This window comes from Pseudomonas spartinae, from assembly GCF_965197125.1.
Taxonomy (GTDB): domain Bacteria; phylum Pseudomonadota; class Gammaproteobacteria; order Pseudomonadales; family Pseudomonadaceae; genus Aquipseudomonas; species Aquipseudomonas composti_A.
Genome location: NZ_CBDAMB010000045.1, coordinates 1 through 315, shown reverse-complemented (window position 1 = coordinate 315; position 315 = coordinate 1). Strand labels below are relative to the sequence as shown.

Genomic DNA, 315 nt, shown 5'->3' with positions numbered 1-315 from the left:
GTGGCAGTTGCGTGAGCAAAATCACGAAGGCCATTCAAGCTCTGGATCAGGATGCACGAGTAGAAGTGGATCGAGCGGCCGGCAAGGTCACCGTTGAGAGCACAGAAAGTGCCGAATCGATCCGCGAACTCATCCAGGAGCTTGGCTATTCGGCCCAGGTCAGCGCTTGAGCGCTGACCTGCTATCCCACTAAATCTCCAGTTCTGAGAGCTCTTTTAGCCCTGGGATACTGGTGACCTCGTTGGTCATACCTTCTGAACCATCTCGGCCGCGAAGCCAGTTTGAGTGATCGCCTGGCTCGCGCATTTCCAGCGT

General features: G+C 55.9%; 1 protein-coding gene. It reads left to right on the top strand.

Annotated features, from left to right (window positions below; all coding sequences use genetic code 11):
- The coding region (locus ACN8M7_RS25985; RefSeq protein ID WP_490262632.1) for a heavy-metal-associated domain-containing protein at window positions 1-170 on the top strand (170 nt) is incomplete at its 5' end.
- Between the last annotated feature and the right edge of the window lie 145 nt (window positions 171-315).